The following is a 26,469-nucleotide window of genomic DNA, read 5'->3' on the forward strand; positions in this document are numbered from 1 at the left end:
GTCAGGTGTGGTCAAGGTCTCTGCCTCAGCAGCCAGCGGCGACGCGCGTTTCTTTGTGGAGTCCCTACGAATGGCCGAATGATTCTTTGCCCGTGTCCGGGCCCTTGTCCGCGGGTTTACCCGTTAGTAGCGTTCGCGGTGTCGTTCGTACTGCTGGTAACAGAGGCGGGAAGCTAAGGGGTGGGCGCCGTGGTCCGCAGAACGGTGGCCGTGGTGGCCGCGATCGTGCTCTATCTGGAAGCCGTCGGCATCGTGGTGATCAACGGCATCATGGCCACCTTCGTGGACAACCAGAGCATGTCCCTGGACGGCCTCGATCCCGATGTGATGGCCACCAGCACCTGGGTGATGGGCGGGGCGTTCGGGTTCTTCCTCGCCGCGTGCGGCACGCTCTTCCTGGTCGCCGCCGTGCGCGACCGCGGTCCCGGCCGCTGGGGCCGGGTGCTCCTGGTCAGCTGCGCCGTGGTGCACGGCGTGCTGGGCGCGCTCACCGTGGGGCTCGTCGGCTGGCACGCGTTCACGTTCCTGATGGTCGTACTGGCCCTGATCGTCCTCGGCCTGCTGCAGTACGGCGGGGCGGAGCCCGAGGGGCGCGACGGAGGGGCGGCGCCGGCCGGCAACGGCCCGTCGGTCTCCATGGACAAGGGGCCCGCCGTCGGCGACGGCCCGGCCACGGCCTGACGAAGACCCGGCCTGGTGGAGACCCGGCCTGGTGGAGACCCGGCCTGGTGGAGACCCGGGCTTGGTCCGGCCCGGGCGGGTGGCCGCGCCCTCGGGCGGGTGGAGTTGCCGCGTCCGCAAGACCGCGCCTCGGGCCGGAGAGGTGCCGCGTCCATCGGCCTCGCCACGCGCTCCGGCCGCCGGTCCCGGCCCCGCCGAGTGCCGGCCCGTGGTGTGCCGTCCGCGGGGCACGCCGTCCGTGTGGTGGCCGTCCGTGTGGAGGGCCGGCGGGCGCCGGGGATCAGGCCCAGAGGTCGGTGATGCCGATTCCCAGGTCCGCCAGCAGTCGGCGCAGCAGCGGCAGCGACAGCCCGATCACATTGCCGTGGCTGCCCTCGATCGCATCGACGAACGGGGCCGAGCGGCCGTCCAGCGTGAACGCGCCCGCCACGTGCAGCGGTTCGCCGCTCGCGACGTACGCGGCGATCTCGGCGTCCGTCGGTTCACCGAAGCGGACCGTGGTGGAGGCGGTCGCGGAGACGCGGCGGCCGGTGGTGGTGTCGATGACGCAGTGCCCGGTCTGCAGGATGCCCGCACGGCCGCGCATGGACTTCCAGCGGGCGGTGGCCTCCTCCTCGTCGGCCGGCTTGCCGAGGGCCTCGCCGTCCAGTTCGAGTACGGAGTCGCAGCCGACGACCAGGGCGCCCGCGGCCTCGGGGCGGGCGGCGACCACGTCCGCCTTGGCCTCGGCGAGGACGAGGGCGAGCGAGCCCGGGTCCGGTGCGCCCAGCGCGTCCTCGTCGACACCGCTGACGATCACCTCCGGGGCGAGCCCGGCGTCACGGAGCAGCGCGAGGCGGGCGGGGGAGGCGGAGGCGAGGACGACGCGGCGGCGCTGAACGGTCATGCGGGCCATCGTAGGCGGCCCGGGTGACACCCCGGGCGCCGATGCGGCGACCTGCCGGCCATGGGCGACCCGGGCCCCGGGCGGGGCGGCGCCGCCGGTGCGCGCGCACCGCCGCCCCGCCGTCAGTGCAGCCCGACGACGAACATCGCGACGATCATGGCTAGCGCCAGCAGGACGCCCGCACGGCGCATCATCGCCTGCATGTCGCGCATCTCCTGCGGAGGTTCGTCCTCCGGGTCGGACCACAGCATGGTTCCGATCGTGATGCCGGGACGCGCGGGGCGCCTGAGTACGGATACTCAGGCGCCCCGGTGCGAAAGGACCAATCACGGACCGGCCGGGCCGCCGTGAACGCCCGCTCGCGGGCTCAGCCCGGCCAGTACGTCCGCGTCCATGCCCGCGGTCCCGGCCGCAGCGCGCGGGCCCGGGCGATACGGGCGGGGTCCGACCACTCCTCGGGCGGCAGCGGCGCGCCGGACACGGCGGAGGCCGTCGCCGCGGCGCGCGCCTGGACCACCGCCAGGGCGGCGGCCAGCTCCTCCGGGGTCGGGTTGCCCCGTACGACCTTGATCATCAAAGCTCCTCGCGGTCCTCGGGGATCTACAGCGGGATGTTGCCGTGCTTCTTCGGGGGAAGGTTTTCCCGCTTCGTCCGCAGCTGACGCAGGCCCTTCACGATCTGGGCGCGGGTGTCGGACGGCATGATCACGGCGTCGATGTAGCCGCGCTCGGCCGCGACGTACGGGTTGAGGAGCGTGTCCTCGTAGGCCGTGATCAGCTCGGCCCGCAGCTTCTCCTGGGCCTCGGCGTCCGCGGCGGCGGCGAGCGTGCGGCGGTGCAGGATGTTCACCGCGCCCTGCGCGCCCATCACCGCGATCTGCGCGGTGGGCCAGGCCAGGTTCAGATCGGCGCCCAGGTGCTTGGAGCCCATGACGTCGTACGCGCCGCCGAAGGCCTTGCGCGTGATCACGGTGATGAGCGGGACGGTCGCCTCGGCGTAGGCGTAGATCAGCTTGGCGCCGCGCCGGATGATGCCGCCGTACTCCTGGTCCACACCCGGCAGGAAGCCGGGCACGTCGACGAACGTGAGCACGGGGATGTTGAACGCGTCGCAGGTGCGCACGAAACGGGCGGCCTTCTCGCTGGCGTCGATGTCGAGACAGCCCGCGAACTGCATCGGCTGGTTGGCGACGATGCCGACCGGGAAGCCCTCGACCCGCCCGAAGCCGGTGACGATGTTCGGCGCGAACATCGCCTGGGTCTCCAGGAATTCACCGTCGTCCAGCACGTGCTCGATGATCGTGTGCATGTCGTACGGCTGGTTGGCGCTGTCCGGCATCAGCGTGTCCAGCTCCTGGTCCTCAGCGGTGAGGTCCAGGGAGGCGTCCTCGGGGAAGGACGGGGGCTCGGACAGGTTGTTCGACGGCAGGTACGACAGCAGCGACTTGACGTACTCGATCGCGTCCTTCTCGTCGCCGGCCATGTGGTGGGCGACACCGGACGTGGTGTTGTGGGTGCGGGCGCCGCCCAGCTCCTCGAAGCCTACGTCCTCGCCGGTGACCGTCTTGATGACGTCGGGGCCGGTGATGAACATGTGCGAGGTCTGGTCGACCATCACCGTGAAGTCGGTGATCGCGGGCGAGTACACGGCGCCGCCCGCGCAGGGGCCCACGACCAGGGAGATCTGCGGGATCACCCCGGACGCGTGGGTGTTGCGGCGGAAGATCTCGCCGTACATGCCCAGCGCGCTGACGCCCTCCTGGATGCGCGCGCCGCCGGAGTCGTTGATCCCGATGACCGGGCAGCCGGTCTTCAGCGCGAAGTCCATCACCTTGATGATCTTCTGGCCGAAGACCTCGCCCAGCGCCCCGCCGAAGACCGTGAAGTCCTGCGAGAAGACGGCCACCGGCCGGCCGTCGACCGTGCCGTAGCCGGTGACGACGCCGTCGCCGTACGGACGGGTCTTCTCCAGGCCGAAGTTGGTGGAGCGGTGGCGTGCGAGCTCGTCCAGCTCGACGAACGACCCCTCGTCGAGGAGGAGTTCGATCCGCTCACGGGCGGTCAGCTTGCCCTTGGCGTGCTGCTTCTCGACCGCGCGCTCGGAGCCCGCGTGCGTCGCCTCGTGGACACGGCGCTGGAAATCCGCGAGCTTGCCAGCGGTGGTGTGGATGTCGATCTCTTGGTGCTCTGCCGGCTCGGACATCGGGATGCGGCTCCCTGCCTGGTCACGGGGGTGTTGGCTACGTAAAGAGAGGTCTGGCTACTGACTCGTAGCGTATCGGCGCGGATACCGTTCGGCAGTGCGGCGTTGGCCACACCCCCGAGTGCTTGCGCACGGCACCCGACACGGTCCGCCCCGCGGTTCGCCTCGCGCGGACGGAAGGGTCAAGCTGTGCGGCATGACGCCTCACGACACCTCCGGCAGCCCGTCCGACGACCTCCCCGGCGCCCACGCCGGCGGCCGCTGGTCCGATCTCGACCGCCCGCCCCTGAACGCCGCCGCACTGCGCCGCGCACTGATCCGCCCCGGCGGGCTGTGGTCCTCGCTCGACGTCGTCGAGGCGACCGGCTCCACCAACTCCGATCTCGCGGCCCGGGCCGGGGAGCTCGACGAGGGAGCCGTGCTCGTCGCCGAGGAGCAGACGTCCGGTCGCGGCCGCCTCGACCGCAGCTGGACCGCGCCGCCGCGCTCCGGGCTGTTCCTCTCCGTCCTGCTGAAGCCCGACGTGCCCGTGGACCGCTGGGGCTGGCTGCCGCTGCTGACCGGGGTCGCCGCGGCGACGGGCCTGGCCAGGGCGGCCGGTGCCGACTTCACCCTGAAGTGGCCGAACGACCTGATGGTGAAGGTCGGCGGGGAGGAGCGGAAGGCGGGCGGCATCCTCGCCGAGCGCGTGGGCGACGACGGCGTCGTCATCGGCATCGGGATCAACGTCACCCTGCGCGAGGACGAGCTCCCCGTGCCGCAGGCGGGCTCCCTCGCCCTCGCGAACGCCGTCTCCACCGACCGCGACCCCCTGCTGCGGGCGCTGCTGCGCTCGCTCGAGGACTGGTACGGCACCTGGCGGGCGGCGAACGGCGACGCCCGCGCCTCGCGGCTGCAGGAGACCTACGCGGCCGGCTGCTCGACCCTCGGCCTCACGGTCCGCGCCGAGCTGCCCGGCGACCGGAGCCTGATCGGCGAGGCGGTCGCGATCGACGGCGACGGACGGCTCGTGGTGACCACCCCCGACGGGAAGGACCACCCCATCGGGGCCGGGGACATCGTCCACCTGCGGCCGAACGGCCGGTGACCGGGGGTGCGGCCGTCCGGCGTGATCGACCGGACACCCCGAACCGGCCGTGCCACCGGGACGTGAGCCAGGGCACACCTGCCGTATCGTTGAGGCCGCGCCGGGCTTCCCGCGGCCGTACGCGGACCGGCACGCACGACAGATCGGCAGGGCAGTGCGCAGGGATCGGGCAGGAGGCGGCCGGTGACCGTCGACGACAGCGCCTCCGGCGCGGACGCTTCCGGCGGGGAGTCCCAGGGCGGGGACGCGCCCGGTACGGGGACCTCGGGCGGGGGCCCGTCCACCGGGGCGGACTCCTCCGCGGGCGGCCCCGGCCGGAGGCAGACGTCGGACGTCCACCCGACGCCGCACCACGAGGTGGACCACACCGCCGAGCCGACGAAGGACCCGCTGGCCATCCGGCTCGAACAGCTGATCCTCGGCGCGGACCGCCGGTACACCCCCTTTCAGGCGGCCAGGACCGCCGGGGTCTCCATGGACCTCGCATCGCGCTTCTGGCGCGCCATGGGGTTCGCCGACATCGGCCAGGCCAAGGCCCTGACCGAGGCCGATGTGCTCGCGCTGCGGCGCCTGGCCGGTCTGGTCGAGGCCGGACTGCTGAGCGAGCCCATGGCCGTGCAGGTGGCGCGGTCCACCGGCCAGACCACGGCGCGGCTCGCGGAGTGGCAGATCGACTCCTTCCTGGAGGGCCTCACCGAGCCCCCCGAGCCGGGGATGACCCGTACCGAGGTCACCTATCCGCTGGTCGAGCTGCTGCTGCCGGAGCTGGAGGAGTTTCTCGTCTACGTGTGGCGCCGCCAGCTGGCCGCCGCCACCGGACGGGTCGTGCAGGCCGCGGACGACGAGGAGATGGTCGACCGGCGGCTCGCGGTCGGCTTCGCGGACCTCGTCGGCTTCACCCGGCTCACCCGGCGCCTGGAGGAGGAGGAGCTGGGCGAGCTCGTCGAGGCGTTCGAGACGACCTGCGCCGACCTGGTCGCCGCGCACGGCGGCCGGCTGATCAAGACCCTCGGGGACGAGGTGCTGTTCGCGGCGGACGATGCCGGTACGGCCGCGGAGATCGCGATGCGGCTGATCGAGACGCTGTCGCACGACGAGACGATGCCGGCCCTTCGGGTCGGCATCTCCTTCGGGACGGTCACGACCCGGATGGGCGACGTGTTCGGCACGACGGTGAACCTGGCGAGCCGGCTGACCTCGATAGCGCCGAAGGACGCCGTCCTGGTGGACGGGGCGTTCGCGGAGGAACTGGCGCGCACCGGCGACGCGCCCGAGTCGGAGGCGGAGGCCGCCGAGGCGGCGGCCGCGGCCGAGAAGGAGGGCGAGGAGCCCCCTTCGTACCGCTTCGCGCTGCAGCCCATGTGGCAGCGGCCGGTGCGCGGGCTCGGCGTGGTGGAGCCCTGGCTGTTGACGCGGCGCCCGGCCTAGGTGTGCTGTCCGGACAGGTTGGCGCCGCATCAGGCGACGTTCGCCCGGTCGCGACGCGACTCGCGGCATTGCCGAATCGACCGAGTGGGCCCACTGCGAGGTCGATTCGGCGTCTTGCGGTCCTTCCCCCGGCCCGGAGGGGCCGGGGGAGACCCCATGCACCGGACGCCGCTCCCTGATGGGTAGACCTCGCCTGACGCGGCACTAGGATCTCCTGCCGGTGAACCATCGTTAACCGGGAGGTCGTCGATCATGTCCGAGGTCAGGTCCGAGGTCGGGTCCGCACACGCGTCCGAGCAGCGCTTCGGCGAGTTCGTCGCCGTACGCCGCCACGAGGGCGGCCACGTCGCCGAGCTGGTGCTCGACCGGCCCAAGGCCATGAACGCGGTCTCGACGGAGATGGCCCGCTGCGTCGCCGCCGCCTGTGACGCGCTGGCGGCGGACCGGTCGGTCCGGGTGACCGTCCTGACCTCCTCGAACGACCGCGCCTTCTGTGTCGGCGCCGACCTCAAGGAGCGCAACTCCTTCACGGACGCGGAGCTGGTCCGTCAGCGGCCGACCGCCCGCGCCGCGTACACCGGCGTGCTGGAACTGCCGATGCCCACGATCGCCGCGGTGCACGGCTTCGCGCTGGGCGGAGGGTTCGAGCTGGCGCTCTCCTGCGATGTCATCGTGGCCGACGGGACGGCCGTCGTCGGCCTGCCCGAGGTCTCCGTCGGTGTGATCCCCGGTGGCGGCGGTACGCAGCTGCTGCCGCGGCGCGTGGGCGCCGCACGTGCGGCCGAGCTGGTGTTCACCGCGCGGCGCGTGGAGGCCGCCGAGGCGCGGGAGTTGGGTCTCGTGGACGAGCTCGCCGAGGACGCCCGTCCCGCCGCCCTCGCCCTGGCCGCCCGGATGGCCGCCAACTCCCCGGTCGGCCTGCGGGCCGCGAAGCGGGCGCTGCGGCTCGGCCACGGGCTCGACCTGCGGGCGGGGCTCGACGTCGAGGACGCGGCCTGGCGTTCGGTGGCGTTCTCCGGTGACCGGGCGGAGGGCGTCGCGGCGTTCAACGAGAAGCGGAAGCCGGAGTGGCCCGGCGAGTGAAACCCATACAAAACTCCCTAAGCTGGGGTGATGGGTGAGGATGTCCGGCTGCGAGCCGTCGTCGCGCTCGCACAGGCGATGGCGGCCGCGCGCACGCCGCGGGAGCTGTGGCGGGGCGCGGCGGCGGCCGCGTGCGACGCGCTGAGGGGGAGCTTCGCCGCGCTCTCCGTCTGGGAGCGGGACCGGGGGCGGCTGAAGGTGCTCGTGAACGCGGGAGCCCGCGCGCCGGACGAGGAGGAGTTCCCGGACGGCGAGACCTATCCCGTCCACCGCTTCCCGGAGATCACCGAGTTCCTGCACGAGCAGTGGGCAGGGGGCGGCGCCCCGCGCGCCTGGGTGGAGACGGCGGACGGCGCGGCCGAGGGCGAGCACGGCTACAGCCACCAGCGGGTCGACGCGCTGCGGCAGCGCGGGCGCGGCTGCTGTGTCGTCGCGCCGATCGTGCTGCACGGCCGGGCCTGGGGCGAGCTGTACGTGGCCCGTCCGGCGGGGGAGTCCGTGTTCGACCGGGACGACGCCGACTTCGCGACCGTCCTCGCCCAGGTCGTGGCCGCCGGGATCGCTCAGCAGGAGCGGCTGGAGGAGGTCCGCAGGCTCGCGTTCACCGACCCGCTGACCGGGCTCGCGAACCGGCGGGCCGTCGACGTCCGGCTGGACGAGGTGCTGGAGCAGCACCGGACGGACGGCTCGGTGGTCTCGCTGGTGGTGTGCGACCTCAACGGCCTCAAGCGGGTCAACGACACCCACGGCCACGCGGCGGGCGACCGGCTGCTGGAGCGCTTCGGGTCGGTGCTCTCGCTGTGCGGCGCGATGCTGCCGGGGGCGCTGGCCGCCCGCCTCGGCGGCGACGAGTTCTGTCTGCTGACGGCGGGTCCGTCGGCCGACGACGTCGTCAAGGTGGCCGAGGAACTCTGCGAGCGGGCAGGCGAGTTGAAACTCGGGGAAGGGGTCGCGTGCGGCGTCGCGTCGACGGGCGACCCGATCGGGGCGGTCCGCTCCGCCCGCCGGCTGTTCCGGCTCGCGGACGCCGCGCAGTACCGCGCGAAGGCGGCCAGGGCGGCGGGTCCGGTGGTCGCGGGCCGGGACGACTCGGTGCTCCCGCTGGCGGACACCCCGCCGCCGTCGTCCCAGGACCGCCGCCGGTTCCGGGACGCCCGCCACTGAGCCCGGCGGCTTCCGCGCCCCGGGGCGGCGTCCTGCCCGCCCGTACCGGTGTGGAGCCGTGCCGGGGCGCGCCGCCCGCCGGCCGTCACCGGCAGCGGCCACCCACCCCGTGACAGAGAGGGATTCAATCCGTAGGGTGCTGAATATGGATATGCACACTGTCGTGGTGGGGACGTCCGGGACCACCGCCGAAGACGTCATCGCCGTGGCCCGCGGCAACGCCCGCATCGAGCTCTCCGGCGACGCGCTCTCCGCGCTCGCCGCCGCGCGCGCGATCGTGGACGCCCTGGCCGCGAAGCCCGAGCCGGTGTACGGCGTCTCGACCGGGTTCGGCGCCCTCGCGACCCGGCACATCGGTCACGACCTGCGCACCCAGCTGCAGCGCAACATCGTCCGCTCGCACGCCGCCGGCATGGGCCCGCGCGTCGAGCGCGAGGTCGTGCGCGCCCTGATGTTCCTGCGGCTGAAGACCGTGGCCTCGGGGCACACCGGCGTGCGCCCCGGCGTCGCGCAGACCATGGTGGACGTCCTCAACGCCGGGATCACGCCGGTCGTGCACGAGTACGGCTCCCTCGGCTGCTCCGGCGACCTCGCGCCGCTGTCGCACTGTGCGCTGACGCTGATGGGGGAGGGCGACGCCGAAGGCCCCGACGGGACCGTCCGCCCCGCCAGCGAACTCCTCGCCGCCCACGGCATCGAGCCCGTCGAACTGCACGAGAAGGAGGGCCTCGCCCTCCTCAACGGCACTGACGGCATGCTCGGCATGCTGCTCATGGCCCTCGCCGATCTGCGCAGGCTGTACACCTCCGCCGACATCACCGCCGCCCTCACCCTGGAGGGCCTGCTCGGCACCGACAAGGTCCTCGCGCCCGAGCTGCACGCCATCCGCCCCCACCCCGGCCAGGCCGCCTCCGCCGCCAACATGGCCGCGGTGCTCAAGGGTTCCGAGCTGACCGGCCATTTCCAGGAGGAAGAGGCACCCCGGGTCCAGGACGCCTACTCGGTGCGCTGCGCACCGCAGGTCGCCGGCGCCGGCCGGGACACCATCGCCCACGCCGCCCTGGTCGCCGACCGCGAACTCGCCGCCGCCATCGACAATCCGGTGGTGCTGCCCGAGGGAGGCAGGGTCGAGTCCAACGGCAACTTCCACGGGGCGCCCGTCGCGTACGTGCTCGACTTCCTCGCGATCGCCGCCGCCGACCTGGGCTCCATCGCCGAGCGCCGCACCGACCGGCTGCTCGACAAGAACCGCTCGCACGGCCTGCCGCCCTTCCTCGCCGACGACGCCGGCGTGGACTCGGGGCTGATGATCGCCCAGTACACGCAGGCCGCCCTCGTCAGCGAGATGAAGCGGCTCGCCGTCCCGGCCTCCGTCGACTCGATCCCCTCCTCCGCCATGCAGGAGGACCACGTCTCCATGGGCTGGTCGGCCGCGCGCAAGCTGCGTACGGCCGTCGACAACCTGGCCCGGATCATCGCCGTCGAGCTGTACGCGGCGACCCGCGCGATCGAACTGCGCCGCGGGCTCACCCCCGCGCCCGCGTCCCGTGCGGCCATCGAGGCCCTGCGTGCGGCGGGGGTCGACGGTCCCGGGCCGGATCGTTTCCTCGCGCCTGACCTGGCGGCTGCCGAGGCGTTCGTCCGGGACGGACGGCTGATCGAGGCCGTGGAGCGGGTGACCGGGCCGCTGGCTTAGCGGAGGCCGGGTGCCGCATCGGCGGCGTCGGCTGGTCTCCGCGCGGGTCCGCTCGCTGCCCGTTTCGACGTCGGCTGGTCCCGCACGGCGTCGGCTGGGGTCCCGTACGGCGTTCGCGCCGGGCTCCTGCGGCCGTGCGTGCGGCGCCCGCGGGCCCGCTGTGGCGCTCGTACGGCGTTCGCTCGGCTGCTGTGGCCGTGCGTGGCGGCGCCCGTGGGCCCGCACTGGCGCTCGTCCGCTTCCGTGACCGCCCGTCGTCAGCCACCCGCCGCCTCCCCGGGCGGCCCGCTGCCCTCGCCCGGCGGCTCCCGTCGCCCACGCGGTCCCCTGTCCCACGCGGAGGGGGCCTCCCCGCCCGGGGAGGCCCCCTCCGCGTGTCTCCGCGTGTCTCCGCGTGTCTCCGCGTGTCCCGGAAGCGGGCGCGGACGGCCCCGCTCCGGGCCGCCCGCGGCGGGTCAGACCAGCCGGCCGCCGCTCCTTCGTGCGGCATGGCTCACGAACCCGGCGCCGACCCCGAGGAACAGCGTGCCGCCGACGAGATACGGCGTCGTGTCCACGCTGCCCGTGTCGGCCAGCGCAAGGTCCTGCGCGCCGCCCTGCGGGTCCTCGGCGCCCGTCCGGACCACGTCGGCGGCCGAGGCGTCCTCCGTGCCGCCGGTGCCGGACACGGCCGGGGCGCCCGCCGCGTGCGTGCCGCGCGTACCGTCCGCGACGCCGGAAGCGGAAGCTCCGGAGCGGAGCCGGTCCGGCTGCCCCGCCTCACCGTCCGCCGTGGCGTTCGCCGAGGGCACGAACCACAGCGCACAGAGCAGGGAACCGGCCGCGGTTGCGGTCAGCAGCGGACGACGAGCGACGGGCACGGGAAACGATCCCCCTTGTGACAGCGGCGAATTGACCGCGCGAGGCGATGCTGCGGCGATGCTAATGAAAGCAGCGGGTCGCAGGAAAGTCGGGAGGCCCCGCGCTCTAGTCTCCGTCGTATGACCACTTCTGAGACATCACGCTATGTGCGGCTACACGTCGAATTGGTGCTGGAGGTGGCCGAACCGGAAGAGCTGACCGGGGCGGCCCTCGACCGCATCGACACGGACGAGCTCATGCCGGAGGAGGAGCGCGCGCACGCCTCCTCGTCCGTGCGCGAGGACTCCGCGGAGGCTCTCGCGTACCTCGTCGACCCGTTCGACCTGATCGGCGACGTTCCCGGCGTGGAACTCGCCCAGGCGTCGTGGAGCTGTGAGCAGATCGACTACGACCCCGATGCCGACGGCTGGGATATCGACGAGGAAGATGGGGAGACGGACGAGGACGGGCAGGACGACGGGACGGACCCCGTACGGCGCCCGTGACGTGACGGAGCCGGCCGGACCGACCGGGCCCCGGGCGCCGCGGTCGGCGAACCGGGGCCCGTCCCCGCAGTCCGGGCCCGCAGGAGGCGCTGCGGGCCCGCAGGGAGTCGTGTGAATCGCCGGAACCCGAAACGGTGGCGCACAAGCGCAACCGGGGCGCCCCCGGGTGCGTCGATGAGTGGTGTTGCCCACAAAATCCGCCAGGACTGGAACCGGGCGGGGCGGTTTGGGTCTTCTTGATAGAGATCGCAGGTAAATCGGTGACGATGGAGAAGCGTGTGATGACGGACAGCAAGCGGCGCGGACGTCTGGCCGTGTCCGCCCTGCTCGGCGGCGTACTGGTACTCACGGGCTGCAGCAGCGCCGATGCGGAAGGCCCCGCCGATGGTTCCAAGAAGTCGCAGGAGCAGGTGGACGAGGCGGCCGCCAAGGACGCCTCGGACGCCCGAATAGTCATCTCCCCCAAGAACGGCGCGACCAACGCGAGCATCAACGACGCCGAGGTCACCGTCAGCAAGGGCACGCTCACCGAGGTCACCATGACCACCGGCGACGGCAAGGCCGTCGAGGGCACCCTCGCCGGCGACGGCAAGAGCTGGAAGCCGAACGGGCAGCTGGAGCGCGCGACGGTCTACAAGATCTCGGCCTCCGCCAAGGACGAGAAGGGCCGAGAGGCGCACGAGAACTCCTCGTTCACCACGGTGTCGCCCGACAACAGCTTCATCGGCAACTTCACGCCCGAGGACGGCTCCACCGTCGGCGTCGGCATGCCGGTCTCGATCAACTTCAACAAGGCGATCACGGACCGCAAGGCCGTGCAGTCCGGCATCACCGTCTCCTCCAGCAGCGGCCAGGAGGTCGTCGGCCACTGGTTCAACTCCCAGCGGCTGGACTTCCGCCCGGACGACTACTGGCAGGAGGGCTCCACCGTCACGCTGAAGCTGAACCTGGACGGGGTGGAGGGCGCCGACGGCGTCTTCGGCGTCCAGCAGAAGACGGTGACCTTCACCATCGGCCGCAACCAGGTCTCCACCGTCGACGCCTCCGCCAAGACCATGACGGTCACCCAGGACGGCAAGACGATCAAGACCATCCCGATCTCCGCCGGCTCGCCCGAGAACCCGACCTACAACGGCCGGATGGTCATCTCGGAGAAGTTCAAGGAGACCCGGATGAACGGGGCCACCGTCGGCTTCACGGACGACGACGGCAAGGGCGAGTACGACATCAAGGACGTCCCGCATGCCATGCGGCTGTCCACCTCGGGCACGTTCATCCACGGCAACTACTGGGGTCCCGACTCGGTCTTCGGCAGCGCCAACACCAGCCACGGCTGCGTGGGCCTGAACGACGTCAAGGGCGCCGGCGACCCGAAGCAGCCCGCGGCGTGGTTCTACGACAACTCGATCATCGGTGACGTCGTCGTCGTCAAGAACTCCAAGGACAAGACGATCCAGCCCGACAACGGCCTCAACGGCTGGAACATGAGCTGGGCGGACTGGAAGGCCGGCTCCGCGGTCTGATCCCGCCGGGCCCTTCGGGGCCCGACCCCGCAGCTGCGTCGCACGAGGGCGGTGGCCCCCGGAACTCCCGGGGGCCACCGCCCTCGTCGTCGGCGGCGAGCGCCGGGCCACGCCGCCGACGACGGCCGGGTCCGGGCCGGTCCGGGCAAATTCGTGCCGTACCGGCCGGGTCAGGGGCCGTACGCGACGGGTCCGGGGCCCGTACGGTTCCTACCGGCGCCGTCACCGGACCGCTCAGCGGCTGCCGTACGTCCCGCGTTCGGCGGCCGTCGGCGTCTGCTCGTCGACGCCCCACTTCGCCAGCAGCCCCAGCGACTCCTCGGAGGCCGAGCCGGGCTCCGCGTGAAACGTCACGAGGGACACGTCGTGGTCGTCGGGCACCCGCAACGTCTCGTAGGACAGCGTCATCCCGCCCACCAGCCGGTGGTGCAGCCGCTTCGTGCCGTGCCCCTTCTTACGCCACCGGCGACGACGCCACGTTCGAGGCCCTCGGCGGCACCTTCGACCTGATCGTCAGCACCGTCTCCGCGCCGCTGCCCCTGGACAGGTACCTGGGCCTGCTGAAGACGGACGGCGCCATGGTGAACGTCGGCGCTCCCGAGGAGCCCGTGTCCCTGAACCTGTTCTCCCTGATCGGAGGCCGCAGGACCCTGGCCGGCTCCGCGATCGGCGGCATCCCGGAGACCCAGGAGATGCTCGACTTCTGCGCCGAGCACGGCCTGGGCGCCGAGATCGAACTGATCCGCGCGGACCAGATCAACGAGGCGTACGAGCGGGTGCTGCGCAGCGATGTGCGCTACCGGTTCGTGATCGACACGGCCACGATCTGAGGCGACCACCCGAGGCCGTGCCGCCCGGAAACCGTCCGGGCGGCACGGCCCCGAGCCCTGCCGTGCGGCATCCGAGGGCCGAGCGGCACCGGATGCCGCGGTCTGACCCCGGAGGTAATCGACCTGGCCGCCGGACCGGGGCACGATCGGGGCATGAGCGCATACGCGATCGGCAACCTCTTCCCCCCGGCCCGCCTCGACGACGAGGTCCTGACCTACATGGAGCGCGTCCAGTCCACCCTCGACCCCTTCGACGGCCGCTTCCTCGTGCACGGCGCCCCCGAACGCGCCGTCCTCGAAGGCCAGTGGCCCGGCGCGCTCGTCGTCATCGCCTTCCCCTCGATGCAGGCCGCCCGCGACTGGTACGCCTCCCCGGACTACCAGGCCCTGCTCCCGCTGCGCACCCGCCACATCCCTGGGGACGTCCTCCTCGTCGACGGCGTACCGGAGGGGTACGACGCGGCGGCCACGGCGGCGAGGCTGCGCGAGGCGCAGGCGGCGGCGGGACGGCGCCACCCGGTGTGAGGTGACCCGTTCGGCCGGGCGTCGGCAGGGGGCGGCCCGACCCCGAGCCGATCCGCCGGTCCCGGGCGACGCCAGCGAGACCGGGCCCGTGCATCGCGGCGTCCACGCGGACGCCCGCCTCGTATCCGCCGCGCTCCTCGTAGGTGTCCAACAGCTCGCCGTACGCGACGAGTTCCGCCTCCGAGGCCGTGGTGAGCCGCGCCTCCGCCGCCCGGATGCGCCGCTGGAGTTGGCGCAGCTCCGCGAGGGAGGCGCCGGCGGCGCCCCGGACGATGCCGCCGGTTCGAGGTCGAGGACCTGGGTGAGCAAGGCCGGTGCCGCCGCCATCGCGGCCCGCACGGCCGTTCCACTCCGCTCACCCGCGCGGCGCACCGCCCGGCATGGTACGAATCGGACAGTGGTCCCACGGGCACGGCGAGCGGAGCACGCGTGATCCGGGTAATGGTGGTCGACGACGAGGCCCTGATCCGCACGGGCTTCCAGCACATCCTCGACGCGGCCGACGACATCGAGGTCGTGGCCGCGGTCCTCGGCGCCGACGCGGTCAGGACCGCCGAGGAGGCCCGCCCCGACGTCGTGCTGCTCGACATCCGGATGCCGGACGTCGACGGACTGACGGTCCTCGCCGGCCTCCGCCGCCTGCCGCACCCTCCGGTCGTCGCCATGCTCACGACGTTCGACATGGACGAGTACGTGGCGACGGCGCTGCGCGCGGGCGCCGCCGGCTTCCTCCTCAAGGACACCGACCCCGAGGGACTGCCGTTCCTGGTGCGGACCCTCGCCGACGGCGGAACCGTCCTGTCGTCCAAGGTCACCAGGACCGTCGTGGACGGCTACCTCGACGCGGGCCCCGAGCAGACCGCCGTGCGCGGCGTCGCCCGGCTGACCGAGCGGGAGCGCGCCGTACTCGTACTGATCGCCCAGGGGCTGTCCAACGCCGACATCGCCGCCCGGATGCACCTCGGCACCGGCACGGTGAAGGACCACGTCAGCGCCATCCTCACCAAGCTCGAAGTGGCCGGCCGCGTCCAGGCAGCCCTGTTCGCCGAGCGGGCGGGCCTGCTCAGGCCGCCCCGGGACCAGGAGGCACCATGACCTCCCGCCGCGTACCCGCGCCCGTGATGGACGCCGCGCTGGTCGTGGTCGCCCTGCTCGACGTCTGGGTCAACGTCACCGCCGCCGAGCCGCTGCGCCTCGGCTTCGCCCTGGCCGCCGCGTTGGCCCTGGCGCTGCGCCGCCGGGTGCCGCTGCTCGTCTTCCTGATCGCCCTGCCCGCCGTCGCCCTGAACGACGCGATCTTCGCCGGGCTGGCCGCGCTCTACACCCTCTCCTCGCTCTCCCGACGGCGAATCCTGCTCGCGGCCTGTGCCCTGGCCTTCACGGTCTGCGACATGACCTCGTTGCCGTCCCCGGACCTCGACCTGACGAAGACGGCCACCTTCATCACCCTCGGCTACACCGCCGCCACTGCGGTCGCCCCCGTCTTCCTCGGCCAGCTCGTCCAGACCCGGCGCGACCTCTCGCTGCGGCTGACGGAGATCTCCGAGGCCCGGGACCACGAACGGCTGCTGACCACCCAGACCGTCCTGGCCAAGGAACGCGCCCAGCTCGCCCGCGAGATGCACGACGTGGTCTCCCACCAGGTCAGCCTGATCGCCGTACGGGCCGGCGCGCTCCAGGTCGGCACCCGCGACCCCGAGGTGAGGGAGGCCGCGAGCACGATCCGGAAACTGAGCGTGCAGACCCTGGACGAGCTGCGCCACATGGTCAGCGTCCTGCGCGCGTCCGGCGGGCGGCCCGCCGAACTCACCCCCCAGCCGTCCCTCGCGGACCTCCAGCGACTCGTCGACGGCAGTGGCATCCAGGCCGAGCTGCACACGGAGCTGCCGCAGCCCGCACCTCCCGGACCGGCCGGCGGACCCGCATCCGGACCGCCCACCGGGCCGGCACCCGAACCCCCCGGGCCCGCGTCCGGCCAGGACGCCGGCGCCCCCCGCCCCGCCGGGACGCACGTCACCGACGGGCTTCCGCCGACCGTCCAGCGCGCCATCTACCGCACCGTCCAGGAGGCACTCACCAACGTCCGCAAGCACGCGCCGGGTGCCACCGCGCTGGTCCGGGTGGGGCGCGACGGCGGCGCGGTCCGCGTCACGGTCACCAACACGGCCCCGACCCGGCCCGCCCTGCCCCTCCCCAGCGCCCACTACGGCCTCGTGAGCCTGCGCCAGCGCGCCGAGCTCCTGGGCGGCACGGTCGACTCGGGCCCGACGGCGGACGGCGGCTACGAACTACGACTGGAGCTCCCGGTGCAGGGCAACGCCTGAAGTCCGTGATGTCCTGCGGAACGTGTGCGCGAGGGGCGGGCCCGACGGTCGCCGGGCCCGCCAGAGCGCTGCGAGCAGCGAGGGGTCGAGCTGGGCGTTCACCCCTCGGCCCGGGCCACACCCACCGGGCAGGAGACCCCCGTCCCGCCGATGCCGCAGTAGCCCGCCGGGTTCTTGTCGAGGTACTGCTGGTGGTAGTCCTCCGCCGGGTAGAAGGTCCGGCCCTCGGCGGGCAGGATCTCCGTCGTGATCGTGCCGTGGCCCGCGCCCGTCAGCACCTTCTGGTACGCGGCGCGGGAGGCCTCCGCGGCCTCGGCCTGGGCCGGTGTGTGGGTGTGGATCGCCGAGCGGTACTGGGTGCCCACGTCGTTGCCCTGGCGGAAGCCCTGGGTCGGGTCGTGGGCCTCCCAGAAGACCTTCAGCAGCTGTTCGTAGGTGACGACCGACGGGTCGTACACGACGCGCACGGCCTCCGTGTGCCCGGTCAGGCCGGAGCAGACCTCTTCGTACGTCGGGTTCGGTGTGTAGCCGCCCTGGTAGCCGACGAGCGTGGTCCACACGCCCTCGGTCCGCCAGAAGACGCGCTCGGCGCCCCAGAAACAGCCCAGTCCGAAGTCGGCGACCGCCAGGCCCTCGGGGTAGGGACCGAGGAGCGGGTTGCCGAGGACGGTGTGCCGGGCGGGGACCTCGAACTCGGGGGTTTCGCGACCGCGCAGGGCCTGGGCGGGGGTGGGCAGCTCAGGGACGCGGCGGTTCAGGAACATGCGAATCTCCTCCGGGAGTGGTTGCACTGGTCAGAACGCACTCAGGGCCCGCGGGATTCCCCCGCGGGCCCTGTGCGGGCGGCCGTCGGGCCGTCCGTTTCGTCAGTGCGGCAGCGTCGCCGGGCTGCCGCCGTTCGCCTCGTAGCCCGCGACCGCGAGCGCCCGGTAGACCGTGTACTCGCCGGCCGGGTCGCTGCCGTGGGTCCAGGGCAGGGCCCCGACGTGGCCGTCGACGTGGACCAGCTGGTGCATGGCTTCGGCCCAGCGCTCGGACCGGACCAGGAAGAAGATCAGCAGATGGCGCACATGGGGGAGGACCGGGTCGTTCGCGGACGCGTGGTGCGCCGCGTGCAGCGCGCCCTCCACGGCCTTGGTGACGACCGCGCTCTGGTAGAAGCCGGAGACCAGGTTGACCTCGGGCAGGTGCTCGAACACGGCGAACAGCGGCAGTGCGGACAGCAGCGAGCCCTGGGGCGCGCGGGCCGCCGAGGTGGTCGCGAAGTGGTCGGCCTCCTCCCGCGAGCCGTGCCACTTCTCGCACCAGTAGTGCAGGGCCGCGAGGTGGGCGCCCATGTGCGCGGGGGCGCGGTCGATCACCTTGGCCCACAGCTGGTCGAACTGCTCGTGGGAGTAGCCGAGCCCGCGGGCCACGGCCAGTTCCACGATGTACGGGACGGGGTCGCCCGGTGCCAGCAGGGCGGCCTCCCCGCAGACCGTGCGGGCCTCCTCCAGGATGATCCGGAAGTCGTCGCTGCCGACGCCGCCGGAGGACCGCCAGGCCTGCTGCACCAGGAACTCCGCGTGGACGGCGGCGCCGCCCGCGTCCTTGGGCGACTCGGACCGCCAGGCGCGCAGCCACGATCCGCCGGTCCCGGGCTGGTGCTGGAGCTCCAGCGACGCGGCGCCCGCGAACGCCTGCACGCGCTGCCAGCGGCGCTCGCCCTCCTTCTCCGTGCCGGCGAGCAGCTGCGACGCCGCCCGCCAGTCCTGGGTGCGCTGCACCAGGTCGAGTACGTCGAGGAGGTCCTGGTCGGGCCCGGGCAGCCGCAGGTCGAGCTCCTCCTGGCGTACGAATCCGTAGGCGGCGGGGTCGGCGGCGTCCGGTGAACCGGGCGCGACCTGTCGTACGGCGTGGCGGCGGCGCATCACGAACGGGCCGATCGCCGCGGCCAGCAGGCCCAGCGCGATCAGGAACCAGAGAATCTCCATGAGGCCATTGTCCCGGACAGTGATGCGGTGGGAACCGGCCGGGGAGCGCCCCGCGGCCCGGCGGGGGACTACGCTCGGGTCGCATGAGCGACCAGCACAGTTTCGAGACCCTCGCCATCCACGCGGGCAACACCGCCGACCCGCTGACCGGCGCTGTCGTCCCGCCGATCTACCAGGTGTCCACCTACAAGCAGGACGGTGTGGGCGGTCTGCGCGGCGGTTACGAGTACAGCCGCAGCGCCAACCCGACCCGCACGGCGCTGGAGGAGAACCTGGCGGCGCTGGAGGGCGGCCGCCGCGGCCTCGCCTTCGCCTCCGGGCTCGCCGCCGAGGACTGCCTGCTGCGCGCGCTTCTGGTGCCGGGCGACCACGTCGTGATCCCGAACGACGCCTACGGCGGCACGTTCCGGCTGTTCGCCAAGGTGGTGCAGCGCTGGGGCGTGGAGTACTCGGTGGCGGACACCTCCGACCCCGCCTCCGTGCGTGCGGCCCTCACCGACCGTACGAAGGTGATCTGGGTCGAGACGCCGTCCAACCCGCTGCTCGGCATCACCGACGTCGCGGCCGTGGCGGACATCGCCCGTACGGCCGGGGCGAGGCTCGTCGTGGACAACACCTTCGCCAGCCCGTACCTGCAGCAGCCCCTGGCGCTGGGTGCGGACGTGGTGGTGCACTCGCTCACCAAGTACATGGGCGGCCACTCGGACGTCGTGGGCGGGGCGCTGGTCACGGCCGACGCCGGCCTCGGTGAGGAGCTGGCGTACCACCAGAACGCGATGGGTGCGGTGGCCGGGCCGTTCGACTCGTGGATCGTGCTGCGGGGCATCAAGACCCTCGCCGTGCGGATGGACCGCCACAGCGAGAACGCGGCACGGGTCGCGGAGATGCTGAGCGGCCACCCGAAGGTGACGCGGGTGCTGTACCCGGGGCTGGAGGACCACCCGGGGCACGAGATCGCGGCGAAGCAGATGAGGAACTTCGGCGGGATGGTGTCGTTCCAGGTCCGGGGCGGCGAGGAGGCGGCCGTGGAGGTCTGCAACCGCGCCGAGCTGTTCACCCTCGGTGAGTCCCTGGGCGGTGTCGAGTCCCTGATCGAGCACCCGGGCAGGATGACGCACGCCAGCGTCGCCGGTTCCGCGCTGGAGGTCCCGGCCGACCTGGTGCGGCTTTCGGTGGGCATCGAGTCGGCGGACGATCTGCTGGCCGATCTTCAGCAGGCGCTGGGCGGGTGAGCGGCGGGGCCGCGTGTCGGGGCGGCGCGTCCGGGGGCTTCCGCTCCCCGTGCGCTCCCGGGCACGCGGCCCGTTCGTGCGGAGCCGTCGAACGGCTCGTTGTACGGCCCGCGCCCCGCTGAACGGCCCGTCGTGCCCGGGCTCAGGTGGCCCCGTACGCGGCCGCGTGCGCGAGTGGGCGTGCGGGGCAGGCGATGTGACGGTGCGTCAGGCGCTGACCTTCTCGTCCTCGAGCATTCCGCGGATCTGCTCGCGGAGTTCGGGCGACTCGGCGTGGCCGTGGACGGAGACGGCGTGGTCGGTGGCGGCCCGCAGGACTTCGTCCTCCTCGCCCGAGATGGTGAGCGTGCAGCCCGTCTCACTCGGGAACTTGCGGCAGTCGGCAACTTTTCTGGTCATGGCGACCTCCTGGTGCTGAGTGTTGCGCCGCTGATTCCAGGATAGGTCCGGACGGTCCCGGCCTCACCAGCCGTCGATCTCCGGGGTCGTCGCCGAGGGCGGTACGACCCACGGCTCGACGGCGACCGCCCACATCGCGAAGGCGATCGCGGCCACCGCCAGCAGCACCCACCCCACGTGGTGGAGCGTGCGGCGTCGGCGGCGCAGCCGGACGCCGCGGCGTGCGGCCCGGACGTGCAGATCGGCCGGCACGAGCGGGTGCGGGACGTCCAGCATCCGCCGGACCTCCTCCTCCTTGCGTCCCGGGCGGCTCATGGAGTGTCCGCCCGGTGGCCCGTCCAGCTCGGTGCGCGCAGCCGCGGCGGCCGGGTGCTGCGCAGCAGGGAGACCGCGCGGGTGCCGAGCGTACGCACCCGCTCCACCGGCAGCCCGAGCAGCGCGGCCGTCTGCTCCTCCGGTACGCCCTCGTACAGCCGCAGGACCACGACGAGCCGCTCCTGCGGACCGAGCCGGGCCAGTACCCCGCGCTCCGCGCCGGTGTCCCAGGTGCGGGAGCGGCGGTGCAGTCGCCAGGCGCTGCGTGCGAAGCGGGTGACGAGCTCCTGGCGGGTGCGGTCGTACGGGTCCTCGCCCCGCAGCCGGTCCCATTCCGCGTACACATGGGCCAGCGCGCCGACCAGCAGCCGCTGTGCCCGGGGGCAGCGGTCGGAGGGCTCGGCGGTCAGCAGGGTGGCGACGTGCAGCAGCCGGCCGCCTGCGCCCGCGACGAAGGCCTCGAACTCGCGGGTGCGGCGACCGGCGAGGGTGGACTCCCGGCTCTCGCGCACGTCCTCATATCAAGGCAGCCGGCGGCCCCGGTCAAGAGGTCGGGGACGGCTCCGTCGCCTCCGCGGGCAGTCCGGCCTGCCGGGCGGAGAGCGCCGAGTTGAATCGCGTGAGCAGCGTGCAGAACGACTCCCGCTCCTCCGGGGTCCAGCCGTCGGTCACCTGGGCCATCAGTTCCCGCCGCGAGGAGCGGACCTCCTCCAGGCGGGCCTGGCCGCGCGGCGACAGTTGCAGCACGACGGCACGGCCGTCCTCCGGGTGGGAGGTGCGCTTCACCAGGCCCGTGTCGACGAGCGGCGCGACCTGGCGGGTGACGGTCGAGGAGTCGATGCCCATGCCTGCCGCGAGGGCCTTGACTCCCATCGGGCCTTCCTGGTCGAGCCGGTTGAGCAGCAGATAGGCGGCGCGGTCCATCGAGTTGCGCACCTGGCCGACGCCGCCCAGCCGCGTCTGCTCGGCTCTGCGGGCGAAGACGGCCACCTGGTGCTGGAGGGCATCGAGGAGACCGGCGTCAAGATCAGTCGTCATGTCCTGAGATGTGGGCATGGCTGCGGGGGGCTCTCTCGTGCGGTGGTCGGTTGGTGGGGGACAGAGTACGCGGAGGCGGGCGGGTGCGTACCGGCCCTGGGGAAACTGTGGACGACCGGCATCCCGGGACCGCCGTCAGGCCGCTGAGCTGCGAGACTTGCTGTCATGAGCTTCCGTACCACTGGCCCCTTTCACCCGGTCATCCTCGACGACGTGCGAGGCGCCCAGAAGATGCTCTCCGGGGTCGCGCGGCTCACGCCGATGGAAGGCAGCCGCCACCTGTCGGGCCTGGTGGGGTCCCCGGTGCACCTGAAGTGCGAGAACCTCCAGCGGACGGGTTCGTTCAAGCTGCGCGGCGCCTATGTGCGGATCTCCGGGCTGCGGCCCGAGGAGCGGGCCGCGGGCGTCGTCGCCGCGTCGGCGGGCAACCACGCGCAGGGCGTCGCGCTCGCGTCCTCCCTGCTGGGCGTGCACTCCACGGTCTTCATGCCGAAGGGGGCTCCGCTGCCGAAGGTCGCCGCGACCCGGGACTACGGCGCCGATGTGAGGCTCCATGGTCATGTCGTCGACGAGACCCTGGCCGCGGCGCAGGAGTACGCGCACGAGACGGGTGCCGTGTTCATCCACCCCTTCGACCACCCGGACATCATCGCCGGGCAGGGCACGGTGGGCCTGGAGATCCTCGAGCAGTGCCCGGAGGTGCGGACGATCGTCGTCGGGGTGGGCGGCGGCGGTCTCGTCGCGGGCATCGCGGTAGCGGTGAAGGCGCTGCGGCCCGATGTGAGGCTGATCGGGGTCCAGGCGGAGGGCTCGGCGGCGTACCCGCCGTCCCTCGCGGCGGGACGGCCGGTGTCGATCGAGTCCCCGGCGACGATGGCGGACGGCATCAAGGTGGGGCGCCCCGGGGACGTTCCGTACGCGCTCGTCGAGGAGCTGGTCGACGATGTGCGCACGGTCTCCGAGGACGCGCTCTCCTCGGCGCTGCTGCTGTGTCTGGAGCGGGCGAAGCTGGTGGTCGAACCGGCGGGCGCGAGTCCCGTCGCGGCGCTGCTGAGCGACCCGGGGGCGTACGACGGGCCGGTCGTGGCGGTGTTGTCGGGCGGCAACGTGGACCCGCTGCTGATGCAGCGCATCCTGCGGCACGGCATGGCCGCCGCGGGCCGCTATCTGTCGCTGCGGCTGCGTCTCCCGGACCGGCCCGGGGCGCTGGCGACGCTGCTGGGGGTGTTGTCAGTGGCGGATGCGAACGTTCTGGACGTGGGGCACGTGCGGACCGACCCCCGGCTGGGTCTGACGGAGGTCGAGGTGGAGCTCCATCTGGAGACGAAGGGGCCGGAGCACTGCGCGGAGGTCGGGGCGGCGCTTCGGGAAGCCGGTTATCAGGTGACCGGCTGACGGGCTGTCGGGCTGACCGGCTGAGCCGGGCACGGGCGGCGCCGAGCGGCACCGGCGGAGTCGCCGGATCCAGGGCCCTCGCAGGGGTTTCCGGGGGGTTGTGTATCGCGATGTATCGCGTTACGGTACCGGCCCGGGCCGTAAATTCGCCTGCGCCGGCGGTTGGTGAAATCTAAGCTTGCGCAGCAATCGCCTGAAGTAAGCAAACGATAAACGCAACTGCCACCACCTGACTGGGAGTACCCACATGCCAGGCGCCATTTACGCCGAAGGTCTGGTGAAGACCTTCGGCGAGGTAAGGGCTCTGGACGGAGTTGATCTCGACGTTCCCGAGGGCACCGTCCTCGGGCTCCTCGGCCCGAACGGCGCGGGCAAGACCACCGCCGTGCGCGTCCTGACGACCCTGCTCCGCCCCGACAGCGGCAGGGCCGTCGTGGCGGGCATCGACGTCCTCCAGAACCCCAACGAAGTCCGGCGGTCGATCGGGCTCTCCGGCCAGTTCGCCGCGGTCGACGAATACCTGACCGGCCGCGAGAACCTGCAGATGGTCGGCCGGCTCTACCAGATGAACGCCAGGGCCGCGAAGGCCAGGGCCAGCGAGCTGCTGGAGCGCTTCAACCTCGCCGACGCGGCCGACCGCCCGGCGAAGACCTACTCCGGCGGTATGCGCCGGCGTCTCGACCTCGCCGCGGCGCTCGTCGTCTCCCCGCCCGTGATGTTCATGGACGAGCCCACCACCGGTCTCGACCCGCGCAACCGCCAGGCGCTGTGGGAAGTCATCAAGGAGCTCGTCGGCGGCGGTACGACGCTGCTGCTGACCACGCAGTACCTGGAGGAGGCCGACCACCTGGCCGACGACATCTGCGTCGTCGACCACGGCAAGGTCATCGCCCGGGGTACAGCGGACCAGCTCAAGGCGCGCACCGGAGGGGAGCGGGTCGAGGTCGTCGTCCACCGGCCCGACGAGATCGCCCCCGCCCGCGACATCCTCCGGCGCTTCGGCGCCGAAGGAGCGGCCGCCGGCGACATCGCGGTCGAGGAGCACACCCGGAGGCTCACGGTTCCGGTGACCGGCGGGGCCAAGCTGCTCGCCGAGGTCATCCGCGAGCTGGACGCCGCCGGCGTCGAGATCGACGACATCGGGCTGCGCCGCCCCACCCTCGACGACGTCTTCATCTCCCTGACCGGCCGCCATGCCGAGGAGGGCGCCGAGGACGGCGGCGAGGTGCCGGCCGCCCGCCAGGGCACGGACCGCAAGGCCGGGAAGGAGGCCGTGAAGTGACCACCGTCCAGGAAGCGGCGGACCGCGCCGCCGCGCCCCGCCCGCGCGGCGGCATCGCGCAGTCGGTGAGCGACTCGCTCGTCGTCGCCAAGCGCAATCTGATCCGTATGACCCGGATCCCGGAGATGATCATCTTCGGGATGATCCAGCCGATCATGTTCGTGGTGCTGTTCACGTACGTGTTCGGCGGTTCCATCCAGGTCGGCGCCTCCACCTCGACCCAGGCCTACCGCGAGTTCCTGATGGCGGGCATCTTCGCCCAGACCGTCACGTTCGCGACCGCGGGCGCCGGTGCGGGCATCGCCGACGACATGCACAAGGGCCTCATCGACCGCTTCCGGTCGCTGCCGATGGCCCGGGGCGCGGTCCTCACCGGCCGCACCCTCGCCGACCTCGTGCAGACGGCACTGACGCTCGTCGTCCTCGCCGTCGTGGCGCTGCTCGTCGGCTGGCGGACCCACGAGAACCTCGGCAAGGTGCTGCTCGGCTTCCTGCTGCTGCTCCTGCTCGGCTACGCGTTCTCCTGGATCGGCGCACTGATCGGCCTCTCGGTCCGCACGCCCGAGGCCGCCACCTCCGGCGGACTGATCTGGCTGTTCCCGCTGACGTTCATCTCGAACGCCTTCGTCGACGCCAACAACATGCCGGGCTTCCTGCAGACGATCGCGGAGTGGAACCCGTTCAGCGCGACCGTCCAGGCGTGCCGCGAGCTGTTCGGCAATCTGCCGCCCGGCTTCGAGGCGCCCGACGCCTGGCCGATGCAGCACCCGGTGCTGGCCTCGGTGATCTGGTCGGTCCTGATCCTGGTGGTCTTCCGCACCCTCGCGGTGCGCAAGTACCGCTCGGCGGTCTGAGCCCACGACCCCGCGCCGTACCGTCCCCGCGGACGGCGGAAGGCCCCGGCAGCGTCGGATCGCTGCCGGGGCCTTCTCGCGCGCGAGGACCGCGGACGGGGTGGCTCAGCCCTGGTACGGCTTGGCCTCGAGGATCTTCACCATGGCCGTCCTGCCGTTGGGAAGCTCGTACTCCGCGTCCTGGCCGACCTTCTTGCCGTTCACGCCCGAGCCGAGCGGGGACTGCGGCGAGTACGTCGAGATGTCGCCCGACGCGTACTCGCGGGAAGCGAGCAGGAAGGTCTCGGTGTCACTCTCGTCGCCGTCGAAGGCGACCGTGACGACCATGCCGGGGGCCACCGTGCCGTTGTCCGCCGGGGCCTCGCCGACCTTCGCCTTCTCCAGGAGCTGGGTCAGCTGGCGCACACGGAGCTCCTGCTTGCCCTGCTCCTCCTTGGCCGCGTGGTACCCGCCGTTCTCCCGCAGGTCGCCCTCCTCACGGGCCGCCTCGATCTTCTTCGCGATCTCGACGCGCGCGGGACCAGACAGGTACTCCAGCTCGGCCTTGAGCTGGTTGTACGCCTCCTGGGTGAGCCAGGTGACGTTCTCGCTGGTCTGGGTCACAGGTGCTCCTCGTAGGTACTGGGGATACAAAGCATCGCCCTACCCAGAAGGATGTTCCTCCACGAGTGGGCGAAACCACGAGCCTAACAATTGGCGACGGAAAGGGGGAGGACCGAAAGCCCTCAAAATTGCGTCGCCGCAGGTCAGCGCCGACCCGTCCGGAAAAACGTCAGCCCTTCGGCCCGTCGTCCGCGGTGCAGCCGGCAAGCTCGGCACTCGTCGCCTTCGCCGTCGTACGCACGGTGACGACCTGGTCCACCCGCGTCTCGCGCGTGTCGAAGCGGACGTCCCGCCGGCCGACCTCGGAGCCGTCCTCGGCGCGCGAGCGGAGGGTGCAGTAGCCCTGCGCGCCGCCGTCCTTGCGGACCTCCAGATGCACCTGGACCCGGTCCTCCGCCGTGACGTCGAACTTGATCACCTCGGCGCTGATCCGCTGGCCGCTCACGTAGTCGTAGCCGAACCAGGCGATCATGGCGACGAAACCGGCGCCGAGCACCGCGCCGATGATCCTGAGCCTGCGGTCGGCGCGCTCGTCCGCCGAGCGCCCGTAACGGCCCTCGGTAAGCCCCTCGCGCACCGCGCCCATGATCGTCCTCTCATTCC

General features: G+C 72.6%; 29 protein-coding genes and 1 pseudogene. 16 read left to right on the forward strand and 14 right to left on the reverse strand.

All coding sequences use genetic code 11. The features are described 5' to 3' along the window. Nucleotides 1-180: 180 nt before the first annotated feature. Nucleotides 181-681: a hypothetical protein gene (locus QRN89_RS21770; RefSeq protein WP_290351054.1), complete on the forward strand. Its 501-nt coding sequence runs from the start codon at nucleotides 181-183 to the stop codon at nucleotides 679-681. Nucleotides 682-961: 280 nt separating this feature from the next. On the opposite strand, the gene QRN89_RS21775 is transcribed toward QRN89_RS21770, so the two are convergent. From QRN89_RS21775 to QRN89_RS21790, 4 genes are all read right to left on the reverse strand, one after another. Then, a complete protein-coding gene (locus QRN89_RS21775; protein WP_290351055.1) occupies nucleotides 962-1,567 on the reverse strand; it encodes a nucleoside triphosphate pyrophosphatase in 606 nt (201 codons plus the stop codon). A gap of 122 nt (nucleotides 1,568-1,689) precedes the next feature. Next, a complete protein-coding gene (mmpB, locus tag QRN89_RS21780) occupies nucleotides 1,690-1,818 on the reverse strand; it encodes a morphogenic membrane protein MmpB (protein ID WP_290351056.1) in 129 nt (42 codons plus the stop codon). Nucleotides 1,819-1,934: 116 nt separating this feature from the next. Next, the gene (locus QRN89_RS21785; protein WP_290351057.1) at nucleotides 1,935-2,141 is read right to left on the reverse strand and encodes an acyl-CoA carboxylase epsilon subunit; all 207 of its coding nucleotides are present in this window, start codon (nucleotides 2,139-2,141) and stop codon (nucleotides 1,935-1,937) included. A gap of 26 nt (nucleotides 2,142-2,167) precedes the next feature. Then, nucleotides 2,168-3,769: an acyl-CoA carboxylase subunit beta gene (locus tag QRN89_RS21790; RefSeq protein ID WP_290351058.1), complete on the reverse strand. Its 1,602-nt coding sequence runs from the start codon at nucleotides 3,767-3,769 to the stop codon at nucleotides 2,168-2,170. Nucleotides 3,770-3,965: 196 nt separating this feature from the next. Between QRN89_RS21790 and QRN89_RS21795 the strand changes: the two genes are divergently transcribed. From QRN89_RS21795 to hutH, 5 genes are all read left to right on the forward strand, one after another. After that, nucleotides 3,966-4,856, forward strand: a complete 891-nt coding sequence (locus tag QRN89_RS21795) for a biotin--[acetyl-CoA-carboxylase] ligase (RefSeq protein WP_290351059.1) — start codon at nucleotides 3,966-3,968, stop codon at nucleotides 4,854-4,856. 183 nt (nucleotides 4,857-5,039) lie between these two features. Further along, complete coding sequence (locus QRN89_RS21800) at nucleotides 5,040-6,284, forward strand: adenylate/guanylate cyclase domain-containing protein (RefSeq protein WP_290351060.1); 1,245 nt, start codon at nucleotides 5,040-5,042, stop codon at nucleotides 6,282-6,284. A 252-nt stretch (nucleotides 6,285-6,536) separates the two neighbouring features. Continuing rightward, nucleotides 6,537-7,367: an enoyl-CoA hydratase/isomerase family protein gene (locus QRN89_RS21805; RefSeq protein WP_290351061.1), complete on the forward strand. Its 831-nt coding sequence runs from the start codon at nucleotides 6,537-6,539 to the stop codon at nucleotides 7,365-7,367. A 30-nt stretch (nucleotides 7,368-7,397) separates the two neighbouring features. Then, nucleotides 7,398-8,531: a GGDEF domain-containing protein gene (locus tag QRN89_RS21810; RefSeq protein WP_290351062.1), complete on the forward strand. Its 1,134-nt coding sequence runs from the start codon at nucleotides 7,398-7,400 to the stop codon at nucleotides 8,529-8,531. 151 nt (nucleotides 8,532-8,682) lie between these two features. After that, the gene (gene hutH, locus QRN89_RS21815; protein ID WP_290353811.1) at nucleotides 8,683-10,227 is read left to right on the forward strand and encodes a histidine ammonia-lyase; all 1,545 of its coding nucleotides are present in this window, start codon (nucleotides 8,683-8,685) and stop codon (nucleotides 10,225-10,227) included. 455 nt (nucleotides 10,228-10,682) lie between these two features. Here the strand turns inward: hutH and QRN89_RS21820 are convergent, their stop codons facing one another. Further along, on the reverse strand, nucleotides 10,683-11,087 hold the full coding sequence (locus QRN89_RS21820; RefSeq protein WP_290351063.1) for a hypothetical protein: 405 nt from the start codon (nucleotides 11,085-11,087) through the stop codon (nucleotides 10,683-10,685). 120 nt (nucleotides 11,088-11,207) lie between these two features. Here QRN89_RS21820 and QRN89_RS21825 point away from each other — a divergent pair, with 120 nt between their 5' ends. Together QRN89_RS21825 and QRN89_RS21830 are read left to right on the forward strand one after the other, a co-directional pair. Continuing rightward, nucleotides 11,208-11,573, forward strand: a complete 366-nt coding sequence (locus QRN89_RS21825; RefSeq protein ID WP_290351064.1) for a hypothetical protein — start codon at nucleotides 11,208-11,210, stop codon at nucleotides 11,571-11,573. Between the two features lie 266 nt (nucleotides 11,574-11,839). Further along, entirely contained in the window at nucleotides 11,840-13,096 is a 1,257-nt protein-coding gene (locus QRN89_RS21830; protein WP_290351065.1) for a L,D-transpeptidase, read from the forward strand. Nucleotides 13,097-13,330: 234 nt separating this feature from the next. On the opposite strand, the gene QRN89_RS21835 is transcribed toward QRN89_RS21830, so the two are convergent. Next, complete coding sequence (locus QRN89_RS21835; protein ID WP_390701412.1) at nucleotides 13,331-13,528, reverse strand: MmyB family transcriptional regulator; 198 nt, start codon at nucleotides 13,526-13,528, stop codon at nucleotides 13,331-13,333. A gap of 23 nt (nucleotides 13,529-13,551) precedes the next feature. Between QRN89_RS21835 and QRN89_RS21840 the strand changes: the two are divergent. The 4 genes and pseudogenes from QRN89_RS21840 to QRN89_RS21855 all read left to right on the forward strand — a co-directional run. Next, a pseudogene (locus tag QRN89_RS21840) lies at nucleotides 13,552-13,926 on the forward strand (zinc-binding dehydrogenase); the annotation flags it as partial. Nucleotides 13,927-14,079: 153 nt separating this feature from the next. After that, nucleotides 14,080-14,451 carry a DUF1330 domain-containing protein gene (locus QRN89_RS21845; RefSeq protein WP_290351066.1) on the forward strand — a complete coding sequence of 124 codons (372 nt, stop codon included), beginning with the start codon at nucleotides 14,080-14,082 and terminating at the stop codon, nucleotides 14,449-14,451. Between the two features lie 429 nt (nucleotides 14,452-14,880). Beyond that, the gene (locus QRN89_RS21850; protein ID WP_290351067.1) at nucleotides 14,881-15,546 is read left to right on the forward strand and encodes a response regulator; all 666 of its coding nucleotides are present in this window, start codon (nucleotides 14,881-14,883) and stop codon (nucleotides 15,544-15,546) included. Continuing rightward, a complete protein-coding gene (locus QRN89_RS21855) occupies nucleotides 15,543-16,775 on the forward strand; it encodes a sensor histidine kinase (protein WP_290351068.1) in 1,233 nt (410 codons plus the stop codon). The genes QRN89_RS21850 and QRN89_RS21855 overlap by 4 nt, the downstream gene beginning before the upstream one ends. A gap of 98 nt (nucleotides 16,776-16,873) precedes the next feature. Here the strand turns inward: QRN89_RS21855 and msrA are convergent, their stop codons facing one another. Together msrA and QRN89_RS21865 are read right to left on the reverse strand one after the other, a co-directional pair. Continuing rightward, nucleotides 16,874-17,539 carry a peptide-methionine (S)-S-oxide reductase MsrA gene (msrA, locus tag QRN89_RS21860; protein WP_290351069.1) on the reverse strand — a complete coding sequence of 222 codons (666 nt, stop codon included), beginning with the start codon at nucleotides 17,537-17,539 and terminating at the stop codon, nucleotides 16,874-16,876. Between the two features lie 102 nt (nucleotides 17,540-17,641). After that, the gene (locus QRN89_RS21865) at nucleotides 17,642-18,748 is read right to left on the reverse strand and encodes a hypothetical protein (RefSeq protein ID WP_290351070.1); all 1,107 of its coding nucleotides are present in this window, start codon (nucleotides 18,746-18,748) and stop codon (nucleotides 17,642-17,644) included. An 83-nt stretch (nucleotides 18,749-18,831) separates the two neighbouring features. On the opposite strand from QRN89_RS21865, the gene QRN89_RS21870 reads away from it, so the two are divergent. Beyond that, nucleotides 18,832-19,980, forward strand: a complete 1,149-nt coding sequence (locus tag QRN89_RS21870) for a cystathionine gamma-synthase (protein WP_290351071.1) — start codon at nucleotides 18,832-18,834, stop codon at nucleotides 19,978-19,980. A gap of 207 nt (nucleotides 19,981-20,187) precedes the next feature. Here QRN89_RS21870 and QRN89_RS21875 read toward each other — a convergent pair whose 3' ends face one another. From QRN89_RS21875 to QRN89_RS21890, 4 genes are all read right to left on the reverse strand, one after another. Then, nucleotides 20,188-20,379, reverse strand: coding sequence for a DUF1059 domain-containing protein (locus QRN89_RS21875; RefSeq protein WP_290351072.1), 192 nt, complete (start codon nucleotides 20,377-20,379; stop codon nucleotides 20,188-20,190). 63 nt (nucleotides 20,380-20,442) lie between these two features. Then, on the reverse strand, nucleotides 20,443-20,694 hold the full coding sequence (locus QRN89_RS21880; RefSeq protein ID WP_290351073.1) for a hypothetical protein: 252 nt from the start codon (nucleotides 20,692-20,694) through the stop codon (nucleotides 20,443-20,445). Next, entirely contained in the window at nucleotides 20,691-21,206 is a 516-nt protein-coding gene (locus QRN89_RS21885; protein WP_290351074.1) for a sigma factor-like helix-turn-helix DNA-binding protein, read from the reverse strand. Before QRN89_RS21885 ends, QRN89_RS21880 begins: the two co-directional genes overlap by 4 nt. 31 nt (nucleotides 21,207-21,237) lie before the next feature. Further along, on the reverse strand, nucleotides 21,238-21,750 hold the full coding sequence (locus QRN89_RS21890; RefSeq protein ID WP_290351075.1) for a MarR family winged helix-turn-helix transcriptional regulator: 513 nt from the start codon (nucleotides 21,748-21,750) through the stop codon (nucleotides 21,238-21,240). Nucleotides 21,751-21,897: 147 nt separating this feature from the next. Here QRN89_RS21890 and ilvA point away from each other — a divergent pair, with 147 nt between their 5' ends. The 3 genes from ilvA to QRN89_RS21905 all read left to right on the forward strand — a co-directional run bounded on the left by ilvA (nucleotide 21,898) and on the right by QRN89_RS21905 (nucleotide 25,263). Next, nucleotides 21,898-23,127, forward strand: a complete 1,230-nt coding sequence (ilvA, locus tag QRN89_RS21895) for a threonine ammonia-lyase (protein WP_290351076.1) — start codon at nucleotides 21,898-21,900, stop codon at nucleotides 23,125-23,127. 247 nt (nucleotides 23,128-23,374) lie between these two features. Continuing rightward, the gene (locus QRN89_RS21900) at nucleotides 23,375-24,409 is read left to right on the forward strand and encodes an ATP-binding cassette domain-containing protein (protein ID WP_290351077.1); all 1,035 of its coding nucleotides are present in this window, start codon (nucleotides 23,375-23,377) and stop codon (nucleotides 24,407-24,409) included. After that, nucleotides 24,406-25,263, forward strand: coding sequence for an ABC transporter permease (locus tag QRN89_RS21905; RefSeq protein WP_290351078.1), 858 nt, complete (start codon nucleotides 24,406-24,408; stop codon nucleotides 25,261-25,263). The genes QRN89_RS21900 and QRN89_RS21905 overlap by 4 nt, the downstream gene beginning before the upstream one ends. A 105-nt stretch (nucleotides 25,264-25,368) precedes the next feature. Here the strand turns inward: QRN89_RS21905 and greA are convergent, their stop codons facing one another. After that, a complete protein-coding gene (gene greA / locus QRN89_RS21910; protein WP_290351079.1) occupies nucleotides 25,369-25,866 on the reverse strand; it encodes a transcription elongation factor GreA in 498 nt (165 codons plus the stop codon). 169 nt (nucleotides 25,867-26,035) lie between these two features. Continuing rightward, nucleotides 26,036-26,452, reverse strand: coding sequence for a DUF4307 domain-containing protein (locus QRN89_RS21915; RefSeq protein WP_290351080.1), 417 nt, complete (start codon nucleotides 26,450-26,452; stop codon nucleotides 26,036-26,038). Nucleotides 26,453-26,469: the final 17 nt, after the last annotated feature.

The organism is Streptomyces sp. HUAS CB01, from assembly GCF_030406905.1.
GTDB classification, from domain to species: domain Bacteria; phylum Actinomycetota; class Actinomycetes; order Streptomycetales; family Streptomycetaceae; genus Streptomyces; species Streptomyces chengbuensis.